The sequence below is a fragment of the Pseudomonas sp. So3.2b genome, from assembly GCF_019464415.1.
Classification (GTDB): Bacteria; Pseudomonadota; Gammaproteobacteria; order Pseudomonadales; family Pseudomonadaceae; genus Aquipseudomonas; species Aquipseudomonas shahriarae.
The window spans coordinates 6,027,899-6,051,303 of the sequence record NZ_CP080494.1; the positions used below are offsets into that span (position 1 = coordinate 6,027,899).

At 61.8% G+C, this 23,405-nt stretch carries 22 protein-coding genes; 8 read left to right on the forward strand and 14 right to left on the reverse strand.

The window, feature by feature from the left end:
• Nucleotides 1-48: 48 nt before the first annotated feature.
• Both K1X80_RS27325 and ilvA read right to left on the reverse strand, forming a co-directional pair.
• Nucleotides 49-462 (reverse strand): DUF2269 family protein, encoded by a 414-nt coding sequence (locus K1X80_RS27325; RefSeq protein WP_057960912.1) that lies wholly within the window; start codon nucleotides 460-462, stop codon nucleotides 49-51.
• Nucleotides 463-502: 40 nt separating this feature from the next.
• Entirely contained in the window at nucleotides 503-2,017 is a 1,515-nt protein-coding gene (gene ilvA, locus K1X80_RS27330) for a threonine ammonia-lyase, biosynthetic (RefSeq protein WP_057440412.1), read from the reverse strand.
• Between the two features lie 136 nt (nucleotides 2,018-2,153).
• Between ilvA and rpiA the strand changes: the two genes are divergently transcribed.
• Nucleotides 2,154-2,825 (forward strand): ribose-5-phosphate isomerase RpiA, encoded by a 672-nt coding sequence (gene rpiA, locus K1X80_RS27335; RefSeq protein ID WP_057960913.1) that lies wholly within the window; start codon nucleotides 2,154-2,156, stop codon nucleotides 2,823-2,825.
• A gap of 362 nt (nucleotides 2,826-3,187) precedes the next feature.
• A complete protein-coding gene (locus K1X80_RS27340) occupies nucleotides 3,188-5,134 on the forward strand; it encodes an autotransporter domain-containing protein (RefSeq protein WP_220172592.1) in 1,947 nt (648 codons plus the stop codon).
• A 7-nt stretch (nucleotides 5,135-5,141) separates the two neighbouring features.
• Here the strand turns inward: K1X80_RS27340 and K1X80_RS27345 are convergent, their stop codons facing one another.
• The 4 genes from K1X80_RS27345 to K1X80_RS27360 form a co-directional block, all read right to left on the reverse strand.
• The gene (locus K1X80_RS27345; protein WP_057960915.1) at nucleotides 5,142-6,062 is read right to left on the reverse strand and encodes an SdiA-regulated domain-containing protein; all 921 of its coding nucleotides are present in this window, start codon (nucleotides 6,060-6,062) and stop codon (nucleotides 5,142-5,144) included.
• A gap of 120 nt (nucleotides 6,063-6,182) precedes the next feature.
• Nucleotides 6,183-7,109: an SdiA-regulated domain-containing protein gene (locus K1X80_RS27350; RefSeq protein WP_220172593.1), complete on the reverse strand. Its 927-nt coding sequence runs from the start codon at nucleotides 7,107-7,109 to the stop codon at nucleotides 6,183-6,185.
• Between the two features lie 264 nt (nucleotides 7,110-7,373).
• Nucleotides 7,374-8,039, reverse strand: coding sequence for a fumarylacetoacetate hydrolase family protein (locus K1X80_RS27355; protein WP_115129225.1), 666 nt, complete (start codon nucleotides 8,037-8,039; stop codon nucleotides 7,374-7,376).
• A gap of 24 nt (nucleotides 8,040-8,063) precedes the next feature.
• On the reverse strand, nucleotides 8,064-9,458 hold the full coding sequence (locus K1X80_RS27360) for an FAD-binding oxidoreductase (protein ID WP_057960917.1): 1,395 nt from the start codon (nucleotides 9,456-9,458) through the stop codon (nucleotides 8,064-8,066).
• Nucleotides 9,459-9,663: 205 nt separating this feature from the next.
• On the opposite strand from K1X80_RS27360, the gene serA reads away from it, so the two are divergent.
• The gene (gene serA / locus K1X80_RS27365) at nucleotides 9,664-10,893 is read left to right on the forward strand and encodes a phosphoglycerate dehydrogenase (protein WP_029289418.1); all 1,230 of its coding nucleotides are present in this window, start codon (nucleotides 9,664-9,666) and stop codon (nucleotides 10,891-10,893) included.
• Nucleotides 10,894-10,956: 63 nt separating this feature from the next.
• On the opposite strand, the gene K1X80_RS27370 is transcribed toward serA, so the two are convergent.
• Entirely contained in the window at nucleotides 10,957-11,394 is a 438-nt protein-coding gene (locus K1X80_RS27370; RefSeq protein ID WP_057440418.1) for a DUF4399 domain-containing protein, read from the reverse strand.
• A gap of 134 nt (nucleotides 11,395-11,528) precedes the next feature.
• Between K1X80_RS27370 and K1X80_RS27375 the strand changes: the two genes are divergently transcribed.
• The gene (locus K1X80_RS27375) at nucleotides 11,529-12,152 is read left to right on the forward strand and encodes a transporter substrate-binding domain-containing protein (RefSeq protein WP_115129227.1); all 624 of its coding nucleotides are present in this window, start codon (nucleotides 11,529-11,531) and stop codon (nucleotides 12,150-12,152) included.
• A 147-nt stretch (nucleotides 12,153-12,299) separates the two neighbouring features.
• On the opposite strand, the gene K1X80_RS27380 is transcribed toward K1X80_RS27375, so the two are convergent.
• Entirely contained in the window at nucleotides 12,300-12,794 is a 495-nt protein-coding gene (locus tag K1X80_RS27380) for a DUF523 domain-containing protein (protein WP_198849129.1), read from the reverse strand.
• A 2-nt stretch (nucleotides 12,795-12,796) separates the two neighbouring features.
• Nucleotides 12,797-13,429 carry a 2OG-Fe(II) oxygenase gene (locus tag K1X80_RS27385; RefSeq protein WP_057440421.1) on the reverse strand — a complete coding sequence of 211 codons (633 nt, stop codon included), beginning with the start codon at nucleotides 13,427-13,429 and terminating at the stop codon, nucleotides 12,797-12,799.
• A gap of 131 nt (nucleotides 13,430-13,560) precedes the next feature.
• Here K1X80_RS27385 and K1X80_RS27390 point away from each other — a divergent pair, with 131 nt between their 5' ends.
• Entirely contained in the window at nucleotides 13,561-14,313 is a 753-nt protein-coding gene (locus tag K1X80_RS27390) for a DUF2059 domain-containing protein (protein WP_220172594.1), read from the forward strand.
• Between the two features lie 41 nt (nucleotides 14,314-14,354).
• Here the strand turns inward: K1X80_RS27390 and K1X80_RS27395 are convergent, their stop codons facing one another.
• Nucleotides 14,355-15,296 carry an alpha/beta hydrolase gene (locus K1X80_RS27395; protein WP_057960918.1) on the reverse strand — a complete coding sequence of 314 codons (942 nt, stop codon included), beginning with the start codon at nucleotides 15,294-15,296 and terminating at the stop codon, nucleotides 14,355-14,357.
• A 111-nt stretch (nucleotides 15,297-15,407) separates the two neighbouring features.
• On the opposite strand from K1X80_RS27395, the gene K1X80_RS27400 reads away from it, so the two are divergent.
• Both K1X80_RS27400 and K1X80_RS27405 read left to right on the forward strand, forming a co-directional pair.
• Nucleotides 15,408-15,983, forward strand: coding sequence for a DUF6436 domain-containing protein (locus tag K1X80_RS27400; protein ID WP_057440424.1), 576 nt, complete (start codon nucleotides 15,408-15,410; stop codon nucleotides 15,981-15,983).
• Nucleotides 15,984-16,010: 27 nt separating this feature from the next.
• Nucleotides 16,011-18,380: a penicillin acylase family protein gene (locus tag K1X80_RS27405; protein WP_198817229.1), complete on the forward strand. Its 2,370-nt coding sequence runs from the start codon at nucleotides 16,011-16,013 to the stop codon at nucleotides 18,378-18,380.
• Between the two features lie 25 nt (nucleotides 18,381-18,405).
• On the opposite strand, the gene K1X80_RS27410 is transcribed toward K1X80_RS27405, so the two are convergent.
• A complete protein-coding gene (locus K1X80_RS27410; RefSeq protein WP_220172595.1) occupies nucleotides 18,406-19,371 on the reverse strand; it encodes a GlxA family transcriptional regulator in 966 nt (321 codons plus the stop codon).
• A 258-nt stretch (nucleotides 19,372-19,629) separates the two neighbouring features.
• On the opposite strand from K1X80_RS27410, the gene K1X80_RS27415 reads away from it, so the two are divergent.
• The gene (locus K1X80_RS27415; protein WP_057960922.1) at nucleotides 19,630-20,271 is read left to right on the forward strand and encodes an HD domain-containing protein; all 642 of its coding nucleotides are present in this window, start codon (nucleotides 19,630-19,632) and stop codon (nucleotides 20,269-20,271) included.
• Between the two features lie 130 nt (nucleotides 20,272-20,401).
• Here the strand turns inward: K1X80_RS27415 and K1X80_RS27420 are convergent, their stop codons facing one another.
• From K1X80_RS27420 to K1X80_RS27430, 3 genes are read right to left on the reverse strand one after another with little or no spacing between them, the layout of a single operon-like run.
• Entirely contained in the window at nucleotides 20,402-21,286 is an 885-nt protein-coding gene (locus tag K1X80_RS27420; RefSeq protein WP_057960923.1) for an ABC transporter permease subunit, read from the reverse strand.
• Nucleotides 21,283-22,203, reverse strand: coding sequence for an ABC transporter permease subunit (locus tag K1X80_RS27425; RefSeq protein ID WP_057960924.1), 921 nt, complete (start codon nucleotides 22,201-22,203; stop codon nucleotides 21,283-21,285). Before K1X80_RS27425 ends, K1X80_RS27420 begins: the two co-directional genes overlap by 4 nt.
• Nucleotides 22,200-23,342 (reverse strand): ABC transporter ATP-binding protein, encoded by a 1,143-nt coding sequence (locus K1X80_RS27430; protein WP_029289449.1) that lies wholly within the window; start codon nucleotides 23,340-23,342, stop codon nucleotides 22,200-22,202. The genes K1X80_RS27425 and K1X80_RS27430 overlap by 4 nt, the downstream gene beginning before the upstream one ends.
• Nucleotides 23,343-23,405 lie beyond the last annotated feature (63 nt).

A 23,405-nucleotide genomic window follows, 5' to 3' on the forward strand; every position in this document is an offset into this window, starting at 1 on the left:
ATGTGGGAGCGGGCTTGCTCGCGAATGAAGGCGACCCGGTTTCCAGCCTTAAACGGGTTTGGCGCCCATCAACCCGGCAATCGCCACAAACCCCACCAGGCTGACAATCGCCAGGGCCAGGGTGAACTTCGCACTGCCCGTACCGCCCAGCCGCAGGCGATTGAGGCGCACCACCAGCCAGAACCAGGCCAGCGCCGCGACGCTGTAGATCACGCTGGAACCCAGGATCCACGTCTGCCCCAACGGCCAGCCGACCAGGTGCACCAGCCACCAGCCGGTAAACGGCATGCTCACCAGGCTTACGCCCATCAACAACCAGACAAACAGCCATGGCCGATGCAACGTAACCGCCGGGCCAGCGGCGCGCTTGCGCCAGCTCAGCACGGCCAGGGCCAGGCCACTGGCCAACAGCAGCACCGTTGCCACCATGTGGATCGTCTTGAGGGTTGTCAGATATTCCATGCTCTCGATTCCTTAAAGGCCGCCCAATCAGCGTAGTCGCTCAACCGAGGAACAGCTGATAGGCCGGGTTGTCGCTTTCATCCCAATACGGGTAACCAATCGCTGCCAACGCCGCCGGCACCAGATGGCGCTCGTTGGCCGGCACTTGCAGCCCGGCGACCACACGGCCGTCGGCCGCGCCGTGGTTGCGATAGTGGAACATCGAGATGTTCCAGCGCCCGCCCAATTTGTTAAGAAAGTTGAACAAGGCCCCCGGACGCTCCGGGAACTCGAAGCGGAACACCAGTTCATTGCTGACGTGCGCCGCGTGGCCGCCGACCATATGGCGAATGTGCAACTTGGCCAGTTCGTTCTCGGTCAGGTCCAGCACCGGGAAACCCTGCTCGCTCAGGCTGGCAATCAGCGCGCTGCGCGGGTCGGTTTCCGGGTGGGTCTGCACCCCGACAAAAATGTGCGCTTCGCTGCCGGAATGGTAGCGGTAGTTGAATTCGGTGATCTGGCGCTTGCCCACAGCCTCGCAGAAGGCCTTGAAGCTGCCCGGGCGCTCGGGAATGGTCACGGCAATGATCGCCTCGCGACCTTCACCCAACTCGGCGCGCTCGGCCACATGGCGCAGGCGGTCGAAGTTGACGTTGGCCCCGGAATCAATGGCGACAAAGGTCTGGCCGCTGACACCACGGGTTTCTACATACTTCTTGATCCCCGCCACGCCCAATGCCCCTGCAGGCTCGGTGATGGAGCGGGTGTCGTCGTAGATATCCTTGATCGCCGCGCAGATTTCATCGGTGCTGACGGTGATCACTTCATCCACGTAGTCCTTGCAGATATCGAAGGTGTGCTGGCCGATCTGCGCCACCGCCACGCCATCGGCAAAGATCCCCACGGCCGGCAGCACCACGCGCTCGCCCGCGGCCATGGCAGCCTGCAGGCAATTGGAGTCGTCCGGCTCGACACCGATGATCTTGATCTCCGGGCGCAGGTACTTCACATACGCCGCGATACCGGCAATCAGGCCACCACCGCCCACCGGGACGAAAATCGCGTCCAGCGGCCCCGGGTGCTGGCGCAGGATCTCCATCGCCACGGTGCCCTGCCCGGCAATGGTGTGCGGATCATCGTAAGGGTGAATGTAGACGTAGCCTTTTTCGTCGACCAGCTTCAGCGAATACGCCAGCGCTTCCGGAAAGGAGTCGCCATGCAGCACCACTTTGCCGCCACGGGAGCGTACGCCTTCGACTTTGATTTCCGGGGTGGTCTTGGGCATCACGATCGTGGCCTTGACCCCCAGCACCTTGGCCGCCAGGGCCAGGCCCTGGGCATGGTTACCCGCCGAGGCGGTGACCACGCCACGGGCGCGTTCTTCGGCCGTCAGTTGGGTCAACTTGTTGTAGGCGCCGCGAATCTTGAAGGAAAACACCGGCTGCAAGTCTTCGCGCTTGAGCCAGACCTTGTTGCCCAGGCGCTCGGAGAGCTGGCGGGCGGTCTGCAACGGGGTTTCCACGGCAACGTCGTAAACGCGCGAGGTGAGGATCTTTTTGACGTACTGTTCGAGCATCGGAAAGCATCACTGGGCGGGTTGGGCAGGGCCGAGGAGTCTAACCCGCCTTTTGGCCGGACGACCACACGAATCCAGAGGTTTTGTTGGGTTATACTCGCGCCCCTCTTTACTCCCCGCCCGTTCCGGAGCCCGCATGACCCAGGATCAACTCAAACAGGCAGTGGCCCAGGCCGCCGTCGATTTAATCCTTCCTAAACTCGACGATAAAAGCATCGTCGGCGTCGGCACCGGCTCCACCGCCAATTGCTTCATTGACGCGCTGGCCTTGCACAAGGGCGCATTCGACGGCGCCGTGGCCAGCTCCGAAGCCACCGCCGCGCGCCTCAAGGGCCATGGCATTCCGGTGTACGAGCTCAATACCGTGAGCGACCTGGAGTTCTACGTCGACGGCGCCGATGAAAGCGACGAGCACCTGAACCTGATCAAGGGCGGCGGCGCAGCCCTGACCCGCGAGAAGATCGTCGCGGCCGTGGCCAAGACCTTTATCTGCATCGCCGACGCCAGCAAGCTGGTCCCGGTCTTGGGCAACTTCCCGCTGCCCGTCGAAGTGATCCCCATGGCCCGCAGCCACGTGGCTCGCGAGCTGGTGAAACTGGGCGGCGACCCGGTGTACCGCGAAGGTGTGCTGACCGATAACGGCAACATCATCCTCGACGTGTTCAACATGCAGATCACCAACCCGGTGGAGCTGGAGACCCAGATCAATGCCATCGTCGGTGTGGTGACCAATGGCTTGTTTGCGGCACGGCCTGCTGATGTGCTGCTGCTGGGGACCCGTGAAGGCGTGAAGACCCTCAAGGCCTAAGTACACACAGAACCCCTGTGGGAGCGGGCTTGCTCGCGAATACGGTGTGCCAGTCACCGATTTTGCTAGCTGACACACCGCATTCGCGAGCAAGCCCGCTCCCACATTTTTGACCGCGCTCCATCCGATGGACATGTAACAAAACCGCTACTTTTCGCAGCATCCCCTCCCCCGCCTGCCCCAATCTGTGCGCCAGGTCACGGCAGCCCCCGCCGCATCTGGTATCAAATCCGTTACAACTTATAGCCAGGCGACCCCCACTTCCAACAACGCGCCAATTCGCGCTTGCCCCATGGAATGAGGCGCGCATTGTGCAATCGGTCCCGCCGAGCCACTCTCTCAACCACCTCAAGGAAGACCTTGTGATCAAGCCCCTAGCCCTCGCTGTCAGCGTTGCCTGTGCCCTGCTGTCGACTCAATCCCATGCCTACGACTATGGCGAGCACGCCAATGTCACCCTGGAAAAGCTGATCACCGACTACCCCGGCCGCTATCGCGGCACGGCCAACTTCGCCGGGGCCGCCGACTGGATGCAGAGCCAGATGGGCAGCGCCTATGACATCAGCCGCCAGGATTTCACCTGGAATGGCGGCAGCCGCGCCTCGCAGAACGTGGTGGCCTACGCCGCCGGCACCAAACCGCAGTACGTGGTGATTGGCGCGCACTTCGATACCTACTTCGGCCGCCCGGCCCTGCAAGGCCTGGACGACAACGGTTCAGGCGCCAGCGTGCTGACCGAAGTGGCGAAGAACCTCGGCGGCCTGCAACTGGAAAACGGCTTGCAGATCGTCGGCTTCGGCGCCGAAGAGGAAGGCTTGCGTGGCTCCAGGGCCTTTGTCGATTCGTTGAGCGCCAGCCAGCGCGCCAATATGCTGGCCATGATCAACCTCGACAGCCTGATCACCGGCGACATGATGTACGCCCACGCCGGCCAGAACAGCACCGCCAACCCGGCCCTCGCCTCATTGCGCGAGCACACCTTCCAGATCGCCAAGGAGCTGAACATCAACCTGTTCACCAACCCCGGCCTGGACGCGCAATACCCCGCCGGCACCGGCTGTTGCAGTGACGGCGAAGCCTTCGAGGGGCTCAATATCCCAATCCTGTATGTGGAAGCCACCAACTGGGAACTGGGTGCCCTGGACGGCTACACCCAGACCGACAACCCGGCGATCCCCGGCGGCTCGACCTGGCACGACCCCGATGAAGACAACAAGACGGTCCTGACCAACGCCTTCGGCCAGGAACGCATCGACCAGCGCCTGCGCGACTATTCGCGCCTGCTCAGCCGCCTGGTGCTGGAGCTGACCAATGCCGACTTGATGGCTTCCACCACCTCGGGCGGCGCAGTTGCGCGCAATATGCAGGACAACCTGCAGCGCCAGCACCAGGCCATGGTGCGCCTGCATGACCGGCGCTGGCTGACCCTGCAATCGGCCAGCCGTGAAGTGGGCAGTTTCGATGGCGAGATCGGCGTGGACGGCGAATACAACCCGGACAGCGGCTTCGACACCGCCCCCAACCCCGAGGCCCGGCGCCTGGGCCTGCATGCCCTGGGCGACTATCAACTGAGCAGCAGCCTGAACATCGGCGCCAGCCTCAGCTACCTCAACGGCCGCGACAAGCTGGAACACCGTGGCAAGCTGCAAAGCGACACCTGGCAAGCTGCGGTCTACGCCCTGTTGAACGATGGCGGCCCGACCTGGCTGGCCGGTGACCTGAGCGTGGGCCACAGCAGCTTCGACTCAAAACGCAACCTGCTGATCCAGGCCAATGGTGGCCCCGTGCTGCTTAACCAGCAACTGACTGGCGAGACCGACGCCCTGTCCCTGGGTGCCCGAGTGCTCGGCGGTTATGACTTCGATCTGGGCGCGATCAAGACCGGACCGTTTGCCGGGCTCGATTACAGCCACTCGCGCATCGACAAGTTCCACGAGAAGCAGAACCTGCGCACCGCCCTCGAATATGAAGAGCAATCCTTCGACTCCCTGGAAGCCAGCCTCGGCTGGCGTGTGCGCGGTGCCGTGGCCCTGCCTTACGGCCTGAGTCTGATGCCCTACGGCGACATCGCCTGGGTCAAGGAATTGGCCGACGGCCGCCTCGACGATCTCGAGCTGACCGCCCGCGCCGACGGCCAGGCCCGCACCGCACGCCTGGGTTCAGTGGACAAGAGTTTCGGCCGCGCGCAGGTCGGCAGCCAATTGGCGATCACCCCGCAGCTTGGGGTGTACGCCGAAGTGAACGGCCGCCTGGGCCATGCCGAAGGCGGCCAGACCGGCTATTCGCTGGGTGTGCAATGGATGTTCTGATCCGCGCCTACCGCTGCTCGGGCTTTTTCTTGAAGACATAGAACAGGTTCGGCTCACTCACCAGGTACAACGTGCCATCGTCATCCATGGCGATACCCTCGGCTTGGGGCACACGTTTCTTCAGGCCATTGCGCCCCTTGAGCAGCGACAAGCTGCTCAAGGGGCGACCGTCGATATCCAGTTCCAGCACCAGGTACGACTCATCGGACAGCGCCAGTAAATGGCCGCTGCGCTCGTCGTATTGCAGGCTGGACAGGTCGCGTACAAACAGCCCGGCATCGCGTCGGGGGTTGTTGACTACGTGGACCGAGTAGGTTTTTTCCGGTTTGAAATGGGGAAAGCCGTGCACTTCGTAGATCAGCATCGGGTCCCGCTCCTTGGCGACAAACAGGCGCTTGCCCACCGAGTCATAGGCCAGCCCTTCAAAGCCTTTATTGCCCTTCAGGTGCACACCCAGGGTCATCTGCTCGGCCTCGGCCGCGTCGAGGAACTGCGTGTCGTCCTCCAGGTGAATCTTGATCAGCCGCTGCTGGCGCTCATCGCTGACCACATAGGTGTTCTCGCTGATGAACTCCACCGCTTCGGCATCGCCAAACCCCACCAGGTTGATACGCCGCAGGATCTTGCCGTCCAGGGACAGTTCAACCAGTTCGGCGTTTTGATTGGTCACGGTAAACAGGCTCTTGCGCACCGGGTCGTAGGTCAACGCCGAGACATCATCATCCAGGCCCTCAATCACCTGGGCTTCCAGCACCACCTCATAGTCCGCCAGGCCAATGGAGCGTTCATCCAGCGGCTGGCGCCAGGTCTGCCAGTTGAACCAGGCGCGCTCGAATAATCGAAACTGCTGGGCGACCACGCCCACGGCAACCAGGGCGATCAGCAACAGAATAAGAAGGGCAGGTTTAGGGCGGGCAAATCGGCGCATGGGGGCTGGCTCAAAGTCAAAACTGGCAAATGAATATCACAGCCGTCTGAATTTAAACTTAAACGCAGCTCAATGTCTGGGGAATGCCGCGCATAGAGAAGAGTCCGACGTATTAGTCGGCTATTTCTGCTTATCGAACCGATAAAACAGATTGGGCTCGCTGACCATGTACAACGTGCCGTTTTCGTCCATGGTCACGCCTTCGGCGCGGGGGATCGTGTTTTTCAGGCCATTGAAGCCGCCCAGTACGGTCATGAAGCTGACCTGCTGACCCTTTTCGTCCAGCTCCAGCAGCAGATGAGAGTCGGCGGACAGCACCAACAGGTGGCCGGTACGCGGATCGACACTCAAGGCCGAGAGGTTGCGGATATCCAGTTCGGAGCTGGGCAACTTCTGCTTGTCGCCCGCCAGGACCTGGCCGCCGTCGCTGGCCCAGGTAAACAACTGCGCCGGACGCTCGATACCCAGCACCAGCTGTTGATTGCGTTTGTCCCAGGTGATGGCCTCGAATGCCTTGTTCTGGTTCTCGGAGGGGCCCAGGTCGTAGCTTGGGAAGTCGGAGAAAGCCAGTTGGCGCGTGTCGGCATCCACCTTGACCAGCGTCACGTTGTGCCTGCGCTCATCCACGATGCCCAGCACGCCGTTTTCCATGACCGTCACGCCTTCCGGGTTGCTCCAGCCCACCAGGGGAATCTTGCGCAGCACATCGCCCTGCAGGCTGAGTTCCACCAGGAACGGGTTGCGACCCATCACTGCGAATAAGGTTTTGGTCTGCGGGTTGTAGGCCAGGTCCGACGCTTCGTCCTTTTCCATGCCGGGCAATGGCTTGGCGTCGATCACCGCCTGGTAATCCGGAAGCCAGACGCTTTCTCGGCGTTCGACCGGGCTTTCAAAGCGCTCCAACACCCATAACGCGCCCCGGTCATCCCAGTGCATCAACCAGGAAACCCCATACATGATCACCCCGGCCAGCAACAGCCAGGAGTACCAGCGCATATTCAGGCGCGGGCGCGGGGTGGGATTCGCAGAAGAAAGGGGTACGGCCATGGAGGCATTCCAGATAATCGGCTGTCGGTGATGGCCCAGGGCTCAGAGCGCCTGGGTGCCATATGGCCGAGGATTATCCGGATGGCGTGTGAAAAAAATGCAAAACCCCGATGTGCGCAGTACGCACAAATAATCTGTGTACGGGCTTGTGTGGGAGCCGGGCTTGCCCGCGATGCAAGCACCGTGGTGTATCAGGCACACCGCAGTGATGCTATCGCAGGCAAGCCAGCTCCCACACAAGCCGGCTCCTACAGAGAGATGGGGTTAGCGTACGGCGCTTTCGAAGCGACTGACACCCGGCAGTTCCAGCACCAGTTCGTCACCTACTTCCAGCGGGCCCACGCCCACAGGGGTGCCGGTCAGGATCACATCCCCGGCCTGCAGCGAGAAGCAACCGGCCATGTGCTGGATCATCGGCACGATCGGGTTGAGCATCTGCGCGCTGTTACCGTCCTGGCGCACCTGGCCATTGATGGTCAGGCGAATGCCGATATCGGTAAAGTCCGGGAAGGTGCTGCCCACCACGAACGGGGCAATGACCGCCGCGCCGTCGAAGGACTTGGCGATTTCCCACGGCAGGCCCTTGGCCTTGAGTTCGGCCTGCTTGTCGCGCAAGGTCAGGTCCAGGGCCGGGGCGAAGCCGGAGATGGCGTCCAGCACTTCTTCACGGCTCGGGGTTTTCGACAGGGGCTTGCCGATCAGCACCGCGATTTCCGCTTCGTAATGCACCGAACCGCGCTCGGCTGGAATGGCAAAGCCGCCTTCCAACGGCACCACGCAACTGCCCGGTTTGATAAACAGCAGAGGCTCGGTCGGCACCGGGTTATCCAGTTCCTTCGCGTGTTCGGCGTAGTTGCGCCCGATGCAGACCACTTTACCCAGTGGAAAGTGGATGTTGGTGCCGTCGACGTACTTGTGCTGATAGCTCATGGCCCGCTTCCTCTTTCGTGATGGTTAAACAGCGAAGATCTTGCCCGGGTTCATGATCCCGTTCGGGTCGAACACCGCTTTCACTGCCTTCATATATTCGATTTCAACCGGGGAACGGCTGTACGTCAGGTAGTCGCGCTTGGTCATGCCCACGCCATGCTCGGCGGAGATCGAGCCGTTGTACTTCTCGACGGTCTCGAACACCCACTTGTTGACGGTGGCGCACTTGGCGAAGAACTCGTCCTTGGACAGGTTTTGCGGCTTGAGGATGTTCAAGTGCAAGTTGCCATCACCGATATGGCCGAACCAGACAATTTCGAAGTCTGGGTAGTGTTCGCCGACGATCGCGTCGATTTCCTTGAGAAATGCCGGCACTTTCGACACGGTGACCGAGATGTCGTTCTTGTACGGCGTCCAGTGGGAGATGGTCTCGGAGATGTACTCGCGCAGCTTCCACAGGTTGTGCAACTGGGTTTCGCTCTGGCTCATCACGCCATCCAGCACCCAGCCCTGCTCGACGCAGTGTTCGAAGGTTTCCAGGGCGTGGTTGGCCACTTCTTCGGTGGTGGCTTCGAATTCCAGCAGGGCGTAGAACGGGCACTCGGTGTCGAACGGAGCCGGCACATCGCCACGGCCGAGGACTTTGGCCAGGGCCTTGTCGGAAAAGAACTCAAAGGCGGTCAGGTCCAGCTTGCTCTGGAACGCGTGCAGTACCGGCATGATCGAGTCGAAGTCAGCAGTGCCCAACACCATGGCGGTGAGGTTTTTCGGCGCCCGGTCCAGGCGCATGGTGGCTTCGACCACAAAGCCCAGGGTGCCTTCGGCGCCGATAAACAGCTGGCGCATGTCATAGCCGGTGGCGTTCTTGATCAAGTCGCGGTTCAGTTCCAGCACATCGCCCTTGCCGGTGACGACCTTCATGCCCGCCACCCAGTTGCGGGTCATGCCGTAGCGAATGACCTTGATCCCGCCGGCATTGGTGCCGATATTGCCGCCAATCTGGCTGGAACCGGACGAGGCGAAGTCCACCGGGTAGTACAGGCCGTTTTCTTCGGCGACGTTCTGCAACTGCTTGGTGACCACACCCGGCTGGCACACGGCGGTGCGATCGGTGAGGTTCACGTCGAGGATCTGGTTCATATAGTCGAACGACACCACCACTTCGCCATTGGCCGCCACGGCGGCCGCCGACAGACCGGTACGCCCACCGGATGGCACCAGCGCCACCTTGTGCGTGTTGGCCCAGCGGACAATGGCCTGCACCTGTTCAATGGTCTTGGGGAAGACGATAGCGGTCGGCGCGGGGGCGAAGTGCTTGGTCCAATCCTTGCCGTAAGCCTCCAGGGAGTCGGCATCGGTCAGCACTTTGCCGGGCTCAACCAGGGTCTTTAGCTCATCAATCAGGGCAGGATGGGTCATCGACAGAACTCTCGAACAATTCATGGTCATCCTGAGAACGCTTCACGTCGCAGGAATGAGTGTTTAGCGGGGCGCGTATGCTAGCATACCGCCCCCGCAGGACAGAGCCCAAGGGCGTTTCTGCGGTGACGGCTTTCCTGCCGTCCGGGTCAGCTTAAGCGATCCGATTCCCTGCCATTTTTCTCCGGGATACAGGTTTACGCAGATGAGCAAGACTTCTCTCGATAAGAGCAAGATCAAGTTCCTTCTTCTGGAAGGCGTCCACCCATCGGCCGTCGACGTCCTAAAGGCCGCCGGGTACACCAGCATTGAGTACATCACCAGTTCTCTGCCGGAATCCCAGCTCAAGGAAAAGATCGCCGACGCGCACTTTATCGGCATTCGCTCCCGCACCCAGTTGACCGAAGAGATCTTCGACCACGCCAAGAAGTTGGTGGCGGTCGGCTGTTTCTGCATCGGCACCAACCAGGTCGACCTCAATGCAGCGCGCGAGCGCGGTATCGCGGTGTTCAACGCCCCGTACTCGAACACCCGTTCCGTGGCGGAGCTGGTGTTGGCGGAAGCCATCCTGCTGTTGCGCGGTATCCCTGAGAAGAACGCTTCCTGCCACCGTGGCGGCTGGATCAAGAGCGCGGCCAACTCCTTCGAAATCCGCGGCAAGAAGCTGGGTATCGTCGGTTACGGCTCCATTGGTACCCAACTGTCGGTACTGGCTGAAGGCCTGGGCATGCAGGTGTTCTTCTACGACACCCTGACCAAGCTGCCGTTGGGCAACGCCACCCAGGTGTCGAGCCTGACCGAACTGCTGGGCATGTCCGACATCGTTACCCTGCACGTGCCGGAAACCGCTGAGACCCAGTGGATGATCGGCGAGAAAGAAATCCGCGCCATCAAGAAGGGCGGGATCCTGATCAACGCCGCGCGCGGCACCGTGGTCGAGCTGGATGCCCTGGCCGACGCGATCAAGGACAAGCACCTGATCGGCGCCGCCATCGACGTGTTCCCGGTGGAGCCACGCTCCAACGACGACATCTTCGAAAGCCCGCTGCGCGGCCTGGACAACGTGATCCTGACCCCGCACATCGGCGGCTCCACCGCTGAAGCCCAGGCCAACATCGGCCTGGAAGTGGCAGAGAAGCTGGTCAAGTACAGCGACAACGGTACGTCGGTGTCCTCGGTCAACTTCCCGGAAGTGGCCCTGCCGGCTCACCCTGGCAAGCACCGCCTGCTGCACATCCACCAGAACATCCCGGGTGTGATGATGGAGATCAACAAGGTTTTCGCGGAAAACGGCATCAACATCTCCGGTCAGTTCCTGCAGACCAACGAGAAGGTCGGCTACGTGGTGATCGACGTCGACGCCGAGTACTCGGACCTGGCGCAAGAGAAGCTGCAGCACATCAGCGGCACTATTCGTAGCCGCGTGTTGTTCTAAGGTTTCAAGCGTGTACGAAAAAGGGAGCCCCTCGAGGCTCCCTTTTTTTCGTCTGAACAAATCTTACTTGACGGTAACGGTGATCACTTTTGAGGCTACAGTAGGCTCGAACTGACGATGCAGGTTATCGCCCGCCACCAGTTGCAGGGTGTGCTTGCCTGGGGCCAGGGTCAGCTCGGTCTTGGTTTGCGCCTTGCCGAAGTGGATCACGGTATCGGTGGCCGGAATCGGCTGGCTTGGGTCAGGCAATTGGGTCTGGTCGACCAGCAGGTGGTGATGGCCTGCGCCTGGCACCTGTTTGTCGATGGGTTCCAGGTCCATGCCTTTGATGCCGAACTCGACGGTGAAGGTCTTATCGACCGTAGCACCATCCTTGGGTGAAACAATGAACACTTCAGCACCCTTTGGCGCCGGTGTACGTGGGATATCTGCGGCAGACGCCAGCATTGAAGCCCCCAGCAGCAGGCTGGCCAGGGTTGCACGAGACAAAATGGCTTTCATTAACTTCTCCAGTTTTTCTGTGAAATCTGTAGGGTTATGACAACTTAGTGACGAAACGTTGTCCAAGGCACTCGACACCATAGCAAAGCGAGCCTTAACCGCGTCTCGCACCTTCGAATTCTTTAGGAGTGACCATGCGTTTTCTGCCTGGCCTGTTACTTGTGCTGCCTTTGCTGAGCCCCCTGGCTCACGCCGAACTGTTCGACGACGTGTTTGACCGTGGGGAGCTGCGCATTGCCCTGGAAGCGGACACGCCGCCCTTCAACTTCAAGGAAGGCGACAAACTCACCGGTTTTGAAGTGGAACTGGGTGAGTTACTGGCTCGGGAAATGGACGTACGCGCCTCCTTTATCACCACCGACGACAGCGACTTGCTGCCCGGCGTGGAAAGCGGCAAGTACGACGTGGCGATCAACCACATCGCTGTGACTCCTGAACTGCAGGATCGTTTCGATTTCAGCGCGCCGTATAGCTATGCCAATGCCCAGATGCTTGCTAACAAGCAGCAAAAACCCCTGTTGAGCGGCCTGAATACACTCACCAGCAGTCAATTTGCCGCCAAGCCCACCGCGGGCGTGGATTTGCGCAGCCGTGTCGATGCCAAGGCCACGTTGACCCTGGCCATCCCCTTCCAGAAGGGCAACCCGGCGTTCAAATCGAGCCTGGACAAGGCACTGGAGCGGATCAAGGCCGATGGGCGGCTGACGGCGCTGTCGGAAAAGTGGTTTGAGGCAGATACCAGCAAACCCGCCAAATAACCAATGTGGGGCCAGGTTTGTGTGAGAGCGGGCTTGTGTGGGAGCGGGCTTGCTCGCGAAAGCGGTGTGTCAGTCAACAAATCTGGCACTGATAAACCGCATTCGCGAGCAAGCCCGCTCCCACAAAAGGCTGGTCCTACATGGGATTTAAGCGGGGTTTGAGAGCTGGTCCAGTGCGGCAGCCGCCTCAACCAGCTCCAGCTCGCTGAACACCAGTACCCCATGGCGCTTGAGCAACGCCGCCGTCACGCCTTCGCCCGTGACTTTCACCCCACTGAAGGTGCCGTCATACGTCAGCAGGTTGCCGCATGACGGGCTGTTGGCCTTGAGTACGGCGATGCGGATGCCATGAAGCTGCACCAAAGCCAGGGCCTGGCGCGCGCCGTCAAGGAAGGCTTCGCTGAAGTCCTCGCCATTGGCGGTCAACACTTGGGCGCGGCCTTCCCACACATCCATGCCCTGCCCGCCCGGAATCTCGGCAGATGGCCGTGGGGTAGGCAGGCCACCGGCCACTTCCGGACACACCGCGACCACTCGGCCCTCGGCTTGCCAGGTCGCAAGTTGGTCAAACGGCCCGCTGGCCCCACCGTCGTAACGTACGCGATGCCCCAGCAGGCAGCGGCTGACCAGAATCTTTTGCATGCTCAAAACGGCTCGTTGCCCCGCCGGCGAAACCAGCCGGTCAGGGACAAGCGTTCGCGGTGGGCAGGCAGGACTTCATGGGGCACTTCCCCCGACAGGAACACCACCAGGCAACCGCCGGCGGGGTCCACATCGTGCTCAACGCCGTCCTTGAGGTACATGCGTAACTGGCCGCCGTGCTCGGGCAGCCAGTCCTGGTTCAGGTAGACCACCGCCGAGACCATGCGCCGGTCATCGTCGCGAAAACGGTCGAGGTGCTTGAGGTAAAACGCCCCCGGCGGGTACATGGCGAAGTGGCATTCGAACTCTTCCAGGCCGAGGAACAGCCCACGGTTCATCGCCAGCCGCAGGCTGTCCATCAACGCCAGATAGCGGTCGCAGATAGCTGCCTGGCCGGGCTCCAGCCACTGGATATGGTCGCCACGGATCCCCTCGCGAATCTCCTGGGCCGGGCCGCGTCCGACAGCGGCCGGTGCCAATTCACCTTCAGCGGCACGTTTATGGCACTCAGCCGCCAGTTCCAGGGTCAGAGCCTCTGGCAGGAAGATGTTCTGCTGCGACCAGCCCTTCACGGCCAGGTCGTCGACAATGCGTAGCAGCAGCGGGTCATCAGGGGATATTTGCATGGCGCGCATAGTATCCATACGCCTGGCAAACCGACAGCGCCGCCTAGCGCCTAAACACACTTTAGTCAGGTGACTGATAGGACTTCTCGACAAATCCTACGCCCGACACGGACAATAGTGGCCGACTGACAGGAGTCCCTATGCGTCGTTTGTTTTTATCCTTGCTGATGTTCTGCGTATTGCCCGCCTGGGCAGACAGCCATGACCAGTTGTATGCGGTCGCCGGCTGGCCGGAACAACGCGCGCATTTTAATGACGCCTTGAGTGCTGCCCAGCAGCGCTACCGCAACAGCTTGCCGCCGGCGGTGTACCAGGCGCTGGTGGACAACAGCAATAAACGCTTCGCCCCCAAGGCCATGGATCAGCGCGCCGAAGCCCAGTTGCGCCAGAACCTGGCGGACCCCAAACCGGCGCTGGCGTTTTTCCAATCGCCGCTGGGGCGCAAGATTGTCGCCGCCGAGTTGCTGGCGACCCGCCGTGACCAGCTGGCCAAGAACGCCCAGGGTTTGCCGCAGATCCAGGCCGACGCCACCCGCAGCCTGATCATCGGCCACCTGGCCCAGGCCCTGCCCGCCCGCGAAGCCGGGGCCGAGGTCAGCCTGGCGATTGCCGGCGTGGCCGCAGATAGCCTGAGCCAGATGATCCCCGGCCTGTTGGGCGGCGGTCAGGCGCAAAGCATGCTCAACGGCCAGCGCGAGCGCTTGATGCAGCAGATCGGCAATGACCTGAACAACACTTTGCTGTACGTCTATCGGGATCTGTCGGACCCGGAGCTGGAAGAGTTCGCCACCTTTGCCGAATCGCCAGAAGGCAAGGCTTACTACCAGGCGGCACTGGCGGCGATCCGCGCCGGGCTGGCGGTGGGGCAAAGCACTTCAAGCCCGGCCCCGTAACAATCTGCGAGCGGGTTTGCCTGCTCCCAGATTTGATTGCGTCAGGTCAGATGGTCGCTGAGGAACTTGAAGTATTCCTCGCGAATTTGCGGCAGTTCATTGGCCAGATGATGCCGGCCCTTGGGCAACATCAGGATCTGCGGCTGATCAAACTTGCCGCGCAGCACCTGCAGGTTGTGCTGCCAATCCACCGTCATATCCTCCTCGCCCTGCACGATCAGGGGCCGCCGCGTGCTGCGCGGCGCGGCCTCGATGCGTTTGATCCAGCGCGCCAGCGCGCCCACCCAGGCGGTCGGCAACTGCCGGGGCTGTAGCGGATCGGCTTCGAGGAACGGACGGAACGCCGGGTCATTGCTGTTATCGCTGAAACGTCGGGCGATGCCTTTGACGAACGGCTTGAGCAGGTAATAGCTCAGTTGCGACCAACCCCAGGCACGCGGCCGCACCAGTGGCGACAACAGGAAGGTCTGGCCTTGCGCCGGGCTGCTGGCGCCCTGGTTGAGCAGATGGTCCACTACAATCGCCCCGCCAGTGCTTTGCCCGAACAGATGCCAGGGCTTGGGCAGCTGCAGCGCGTCGGCCTGTGCGAACAAGCCCTGCACCACATGCTGGTACACCGCGAAGTCGTCGATACTGGCGCGCTCACCGCTGGACAGGCCATGGCCCGGCAAATCGCAGGCAATCACCACGAAGCTCTGGTCCAGACCCCATTCCACCACGCTGCGGTACAACCCCATGTGGTCGTAGAAACCGTGGAACATAAACAGTGTTGCCACAGGTTGCGCCGGCCACCAGACCTGGCTGACTACCTCGAACCCATCCACTTCGAAGCGCCCCAGGCGGCTGGCCACCAGGGTTTTGCGCGCGGCCAGGTCCAGCCCGTAGAAGCGCTGGTAGACCCTGGCCTCAGCCGAAAGCGGCTGCGCGTCCACCAGGGGCCGCAAGCTTTCGCGCAGATGATCGGGGTCAAAGGTAACGGGCATAAGTACTTCCAGACTAGGGCTTCACAGCAGTGAACAGATGAATATCGAGTCGCGATATTCATCTGTCAGGGCAAGCATGGCAAGCTACGCCACCGTCGAGGATTGTTCTGAATGCGAAAACCCTACCGCTCTGCCCTGCTCGCCAGCCTGATCCTGCTGATCTGCGCCGCCGTGCTGTGGGCCGCGTATGACTGGTTCCAGGGCCGCTACCTGCGGGCATTCAGCGAGCATACGGCGGTGTTCTCCGGCGACCTGCTGCGCCTGCCCGACGACCTCGCCGGGCCCGGCCCGATCCGCCTGGTGCACTTCTGGGACCCGGCCTGCCCGTGCAATGTCGGCAACCAGCAGCACCTGAGCGAACTGATCGAGCAATACGCACCCCAGGGCGTGGAGTTCTATGCCCTGCAAAAAGCCGGCAGCCACGGCCAACTGCCCGAGAACCTCGGCGCGATGAAAATCATCACCGCCCTGCCCGGCGCCGACCAGGTACCCGCCAGCCCAGCGGTAGGCATCTGGGACCGCAACGGCAAACTGGCGTATTTCGGCCCGTACAGCGAGGGCCTGACCTGTAATTCGAGCAACAGCTTTATCGAACCGATCCTGCAGGCGCTCAACGGCGGCCGCGCGGTGAATGCGACCCACACCCTGGCGGTGGGCTGCTATTGTTCCTGGCCAAAAGGCTCCTAGCCCAACTTCTAATAATAAGGATCGTTCATGAAGCGCGTCTTGTCGGGTCTCGCGGCCCTGCTGGTGTTGATCGCCCTCGGGGCTGGCTGGTACGTCTACAGCAAGCAACCGACCCGCCAGGGCACGGTGGAGCTGGCCAACCTGCAAGGCTCGGTGACGGTGCGCTACGACGACCGTGGGGTGCCGCATATCCGCGCCGAGAACGAGGCCGACCTGTATCGTGCCCTGGGGTATGTGCATGCCCAGGACCGCCTGTTCCAGATGGAAATCATGCGCCGCCTGGCGCGCGGTGAGCTGGCCGAGGTGCTCGGCGCCAAGTTGCTCGACACCGACAAGCTATTCCGCAGCCTGCGCATCCGCGAGCGCGCCACCACCTACGCGGCGCAGATGGACCGCCAGTCACCGCACTGGAAGGCCCTGCAAGCCTATCTGGACGGGATCAACCAATATCAGGACCGCCACGCCAGCCCCATGGAGTTTGACGTGCTGGGCATCCCCAAGCGGCCGTTCACCGCCGAAGACACCATCAGCATCGCCGGTTACCTGGCCTACAGCTTTGCTGCGGCTTTTCGCACAGAGCCCTTGCTGACCTACGTGCGCGACCAACTGGGCAGCGACTACCTGAAGGTGTTTGACCTCGACTGGAAACCCAAGGGCGACCTGAGCCTGGCCGCCGCCGACTGGCAGGGCTTGAGTGCCATCGCCCGCCTCAGCGAACAGGCCCTGGCCGACAATGGCCTGCCGCAGTTCGAAGGCAGCAACGCCTGGGCCATCAATGGCAACCGCACCAAGAGCGGCAAGCCGTTGCTGGCGGGCGACCCGCATATCCGTTTCTCGGTGCCGTCGGTGTGGTACGAGGCGCACCTGTCGGCGCCCGGCTTTGAACTCTACGGTTATCACAACGCCCTGGTGCCGGTGGCGTTCCTGGGCCACAACAAAGCGTTCGGCTGGAGCCTGACGATGTTCCAGAACGATGACCTCGACCTGATCGCCGAGCAGGTCAACCCGGACAACCCCAACCAGGTGCGCTACCACGACCAGTGGGTCGACATGACGACCAGCGAGCAACAGATCGCGGTCAAGGGCCAGGCCCCGGTGACGCTGACCCTGCGCCAGTCGCCCCACGGCCCGATCATCAACGACGTGCTCGGCGCCAATGCCGGCACCACGCCGATTGCCATGTGGTGGGCGTTCCTCGATACCGAAAACCCGATCCTCGATGGTTTCTACCAGCTCAACCGCGCCGACACCCTGGCCAAGGCCCGCATGGCAGTGGCCAAGGTGCATGCGCCCGGGCTGAATATCGTGTGGGCCAATGCCAAGGGCGATATTGGCTGGTGGGCTGCAGCGCAGTTGCCGATCCGCCCGGCCGGGGCCAACGCCGGATTCATCCTCGATGGCAGCACGGCCCAGGCCGACAAGCTGGGCTTCTACCCTTTCAGCGCCAACCCCCAGGAAGAAAACCCGGCCCGTGGCTACGTGGTCTCGGCCAATGCCCAGCCGGTGTCGCCTACTGGCGTGCAGATCCCCGGCTACTACAACCTGGCGGACCGTGGCCAACAGTTGAACGCGCAATTGAGCGACAACCAGGTCAAATGGGACCTGGACAACAGCCAGGCCCTGCAACTGGGCACCACCACCGCCTACGGGCCACGCCTGCTGGCGCCGCTGTTGCCGGTGCTGCGCGAGGTGGTCAAGGATCCCGCCGAACTCAAGTTGCTGGAACAGTTGGCCGCCTGGAAAGGTGATTACCCGGTGGAGTCGATCCCCGCCACGCTGTTCAACCAACTGTTATACGACCTGACCGACGCGGCCTTTCGTCCCAAGCTGGGTGACGAGATGTTCAAGACCCTGATCACCACCCGTGTGGTCGACGCCGCCTTGCCGCGCCTGGCCGCTACTGCCGATTCGCCGTGGTGGAACGGGCAGCGCGCCGCGACCGTCAAGCGCGCCTGGGACAACAGCCTGGCCCATCTGAAAAGCACCTTCGGCGACGACCCGGCACAATGGCAGTGGGGCAAGGCCCATACCCTGACCCACGGCCATCCGCTGGGGGTCAAGCAGCCGCTGGACCAGATCGTCAATGTCGGGCCGTTTGCCGCACCGGGCAGCCACGAAGTGCCGAACAACCTGTCGGCAATCATTGGCCCGGCACCGTGGCCGGTGACTTACGGCCCGTCCACCCGACGCCTGGTGGACTTCGCCGACGCCGCTCACGCCCTGACCATCAACCCGGTGGGCCAAAGCGGCGTGCCATTCGACAAGCACTATGCCGATCAGGCCGAGACCTATATCGAAGGCGGGTACGAACAGGCGCATTTTGATGAAGAAGAGGTCCAGGCCAATACCCGTGGCACCCTCAAACTGTTGCCCTCCCGCCCCCCACAACAGCCCTGAAGAAACACACTAAACATGTGGGAGCTCAAACCAGCGCCGCAAAGTTGAGTCGGAACTGCTGCGGCGTCACCCCCAGCCGGCGATTGAACACACTGCGCAGGTGCTGGGCGTCGCGAAAGCCGCATTGGTAGGCCACGGTCTTCAGCGGCGCCGTGCTGCTTTCCAGTAGCACCCGCGCCGCATCCACCCGCGCCCGCTCGACAAACTCCGCCGGGGTGATCTGCGCTTCACGGGCAAATACCCGCGAGAAATTGCGCGCACTCATATTGGCCGCGCGGGCCAGGTCAGCAATGCCCAGGTCGCCGGTCAGGTTCGCCAGCACATACAACTGCACCTGTGCCACGGCTGAGGAGGCTTCGGCGTGGGGCGTGAGAAACGGGCTGAACTGCGATTGGCCGCCGCTGCGCTGGGTAAACACCACCAGGCGCTTGGCCACGCTCAGGGCCACTTGCGGGCCGTGGTCCTGGGCCAGCAGGTACAACGACAGGTCGATACCCGCCGTGACCCCGGCCGACGTGTAGAGGTTGCCGTCCTGCACGTAGAGGCGGTCGGCGTCGACCTGAGTCGAGGGGCATAGGCGCGCCAGATCAGCCGCGTCGCTCCAGTGGGTGGTAACGGTTTTGCCATCCAGCAATCCGGCCCGGGCCAGCATGAAGGCGCCGTTACAGATCGAACCGAAGCGCCGGGCCCTGGCGCTGGCGTCCTGCAGCCATTGATTGAACGCCAGGCCGAAATCCTCGAAGGGCAACTGCGGGCCGCCAGCGACCAACAGCAGGTCATAGGCTTGCAGGGCTTCGCTGTAATGGGTGTGGGCCTGCAAGGACAGACCGTTGGAACAGGCGATCTGACCCTGGACCTGGCCGATGACTTCGAGCTGGTAATGATCCTCCGGCGCCAGGAAGCGATTGGCCTCGCAGAACACATCCATGGGACCGGTCACATCCAGTGACTGGACGCCGGGAAAGATCAGGATCGAGACGGTCTTGTGCATGGGTAAACCTTCCTCCGGACTGTCGCAAAACCCTGTGGGAGCTGGCTTGTCTGCGATGGCATCACCTGGGTATACCTGATGTACCGAGGCGATGCTATCGCAGGCAGGCCAGCTCCCACATTGGATCGTGTACAACCATGGCGCGATATGAAGGCACATTGGCCGGGATCGCGCCCCTGCGGCGGTGGTTGCCTGGCAACTGGGCGATCAGACTGCACTCATCAGCGCCAACCCCGCGCTTTCTTGAGGATCATGACCATGAGCACCACCATCGCCGGCATCCAAATCCCCGACAGCGCCCTGGCCAAGGCCACCACCGAATACATCCGCGACATTGAATCCGACCTGCTCTACCACCACTCCCGCCGGGTGTTCCTGTTTGGTGCCTTGAGCGGCGAGCGCAAGCAGATGGCCTATAACCCGGAACTGCTGTACGTCGGCGCGATGTTCCATGACCTGGGCCTGATGGACGGGCACCGCAGCGATGACGAGCGTTTTGAAGTGGACGGCGCCAACGCGGCCGCCGCCTTTCTCAAGCCCTATGGCTTGAGCGATGACGATATCGAGCAAGTATGGCTGTCCATCGCCCTGCACACCACGCCAGGCGTGCCCAAGCACCTGCGCCCTACCGTTGCCCTGGTGACCGCTGGCGTGGAGATGGACGTGCTGGGCATGGACTACGCCGCGTTTACCCACGTGCAGCGCGAGGCGGTGGTGCATGCGCATCCACGGGGTGAAGGGTTCAAGGAGTGCATCATCTGCGCGTTTGCCGACGGTTTGCGCCATCGCCCGCAGACCACGTTTGGCAACGTGAAGACCGATGTGCTGGTGGATCAGGAACCGGGGTTCAAGCCGATGAACTTTGTCGAAGTGATTCGCCAGTCGCCGTGGACGGCTTAATCAACTTGAAATGCAATCAAATGTGGGAGCTGGCTTGCCTGCGATAGCGGTGGTTCAGTCACATCTTCAGTGACTGACACTCTGCTATCGCAGGCAAGCCAGCTCCCACATTTTGAGCCTATTCCGGCGTTTAGACCGGTGCTGGCGCCCGGCGTACATCCGGCTGTTTCCAGCCATCCGCTGCCGCTTCTTCGATGGCTTGCTGGATGGCCTTCTTGCGCCGCTCTTCAGCACGGCGGCTGAAGAACCACACCAGGAACGTCACCAGCGACACCGCCAGCAAAATCAGGCTGGCCACGGCGTTGATCTCGGGTTTGACCCCAAGGCGCACCGCCGAGAACACTTCCATCGGCAAGGTGGTCGAACCCGGGCCCGAGACGAAGCTGGCCAGTACCAGGTCATCCAGGGACAACGCGAAGGACATCATGCCGCCCGCCGCCAGCGACGGCGCGATCATCGGGATGGTGATCAGGAAGAACACCTTCCACGGCCGCGCACCGAGGTCCATGGCCGCCTCTTCGATCGACAGGTCCAACTCACGCAAGCGCGCCGACACCACCACCGCCACATACGCCGCACAGAACGTGGTGTGGGCGATCCAGATGGTGACGATGCCACGCTCCTGGGGCCAGCCGATCATCTGCGCCATGGCCACGAACAGCAGCAACAGCGACAGACCGGTGATCACTTCCGGCATCACCAGCGGCGCGGTCACCAGGCCGCCAAACAGCGTGCGGCCCTTGAACTGGCTGATACGGGTCAGCACGAACGCTGCCAACGTACCCAGCGCCACCGCGGCCACCGCCGTGTAGCAGGCGATTTCCAGGGAGCGCGCCACCGAGCCCATCAACTGGGAGTTGTCCAACAGACCCACGTACCACTTGATCGACCAACCGCCCCACACCGTCACCAGCTTCGATTCGTTGAACGAATAGATCACCAGGATCAGCATCGGCAGGTAGATGAACAGCAGCCCTACGACCAGCATGAAGCTGGAGAAACTGAAGCGCTTCATACCTTGCCCTCCATCTCTTTGGCTTGGCTGCGGTTAAACAGAATGATCGGCACGATCAGGATCGCCAACATCACCACCGCCAGCGCAGAAGCCACCGGCCAGTCACGGTTGTTGAAGAACTCTTGCCACAACACTTTACCGATCATCAGGGTTTCCGGGCCGCCCAGCAGTTCCGGGATCACGAACTCGCCCACCACCGGGATGAATACCAGCATGCAGCCGGCGATGATGCCGTTCTTGGACAGCGGCACGGTGATTTTCCAGAAGCTGTTGAAGGTGCTCGAACCCAGGTCCGACGCGGCCTCCAGCAGGCTCTGGTCGTGCTTCACCAGGTTGGCGTACAGCGGCAGGATCATAAACGGCAGGTACGAATAGACCACGCCGATATACACCGCGATATTGGTGTTGAGGATCTGCAACGGCTCGTTGATCAGGCCGATGGACATCAGGAAGCCATTGAGCAAGCCGTTGTTGCTGAGGATGCCCATCCACGCATACACGCGGATCAGGATCGCGGTCCAGGTCGGCATCATGATCAGCAGCACCAGCACGGTCTGCATCTCTTTGCGCGCACTGGCGATGGCGTAGGCCATCGGGTAGCCGATCAGCAGGCACAAGGCCGTGCTGAAAAACGCCATCTTCAACGAGCCCAGGTAGGCGGCGATGTACAGCTCGTCGCCGGCCAGCAGGCTGTAGTTGGCCAGGTTGAGCACCACCTCCAGCTTCTGCTCGATGTAGGTGTAGATCTCGGTGTAGGGCGGGATCGCCACGTCCGCTTCGGCAAAGCTGATCTTCAGGACGATGAAGAACGGCAGCATGAAGAACAGGAACAGCCACAGGAACGGAATCCCGATGACCACCTGCTTGCCGCTGGGAATTATTCGGTGCAATCGCCGTTTGAATTTCTTCATGTTCATGAGCGAAGTACCACGCCGCTGTCGTCTTCCCACCACACGTAGACCTGGTCACCCCAGGTCGGCCGCGCGCCACGGCGTTCGGCGTTGGCGACGAAGGACTGCACCAGCTTGCCGCTCGGCAGCTCGACGTAGAACACCGAATGGCCGCCCAGGTAGGCGATGTCATGCACCTTGCCGCTGGACCAGTTGTGCTCGCAGGTCGGCATCTCGGTGGTGACCAGCAGCTTTTCCGGGCGGATAGCGTAGGTCACCGATTTGTCTTCCACCGACGTGGCGATGCCATAACCCACGTAGATATCGCGGTCCAGGTCGGCGCACTTGAGCACTGCGTGGCCTTCGGCGTCATCCACCACCACGGTGTCGAAGATGTTGACGTTGCCGATGAACTCGCACACCAGGCGGCTGGTGGGGGTTTCGTAGATGTCGATCGGGCTGCCGATCTGCGCGATCCAGCCCAGGTGCATGATCGCGATGCGCTCGGCCATGGTCATGGCCTCTTCCTGGTCGTGGGTCACCATTACGCAGGTCACGCCGACGCGCTCGATGATTTCGACGAGTTCAAGCTGCATCTGCGAACGCAGCTTCTTGTCCAGGGCGCCCATCGGCTCATCGAGCAGCAGCAGTTTCGGGCGTTTGGCCAGGGAACGGGCCAGGGCCACCCGCTGACGCTGGCCGCCAGACAACTGGTGCGGCTTGCGCTTGGCGTACTGGCTCATCTGTACCAGCTTGAGCATCTCGGCTACGCGGGCCTCGACTTCGGCCTTTGGGATCTTGTCCTGTTGCAGGCCGAAGGCGATGTTCTGCGCCACGGTCATGTGGGGGAACAAGGCGTAGGACTGGAACATCATGTTGATCGGCCGCTCGTAGGGCGGCATATCGGTAATATCAACACCGTCGAGGAAAATCCGCCCTTCGGTCGGGCGCTCGAAACCTGCGAGCATGCGCAGCAAGGTGGATTTGCCCGAACCCGATCCGCCGAGCAAGGCGAAGATCTCGCCTTTCTTGATTTCCAGGGACACATCGTCCACGGCAATCGTCTCGTCGAACTTCTTCGTGACCCGGTCGATTTTGACCAACACCTTTTTCGGTGTCTGGTCGCCCTCGAGGGCTTTCTTATAGGCGCCGGAGGCAACTGCCATTTACGAAACTCCCAGAAAAAAAGAGTGCAGAACGTCCAATACAGACGAACCTTAGATAGTGTG